This is a genomic window from Stenotrophomonas sp. SrG, from assembly GCF_050031795.1.
GTDB lineage: Bacteria > Pseudomonadota > Gammaproteobacteria > Xanthomonadales > Xanthomonadaceae > Stenotrophomonas > Stenotrophomonas rhizophila_A.
Genome location: NZ_JBNBBE010000164.1, coordinates 1 through 285, shown reverse-complemented (window position 1 = coordinate 285; position 285 = coordinate 1). Strand labels below are relative to the sequence as shown.

1 protein-coding gene is annotated in these 285 nt (G+C 67.0%); it reads left to right on the top strand.

The features are described from left to right. On the top strand, window positions 1-285 hold a 285-nt coding region (locus ACQG3P_RS19375), incomplete at both ends, for a DUF502 domain-containing protein (protein ID WP_426805949.1).

Here is a 285-nt window from a genome sequence, read left to right as displayed (position 1 = left end):
ATCTATGAAAGCGCCACGAAACTTCTGGACATGCTGCAGACCGAGCCGGGTGCGACCCAGCGCGTGGTGCGGATCGACTTCCCGCACCGGGCCATGAAGGCGGTGGGCCTGGTCACCCGGGTGATCCGTGAACAGGGCACCGGCCGCGAGCTGGCGGCCGTGTCTGTGCCGACCACCCCCAACCCGACCTCCGGGTATCTGGAAATCGTGCCGGTGGAGCTGCTGACCCCGACCGCCTGGACAGTGGACCAGGCGATGAGCTTCATCATCGACGGGGGGGCTGTG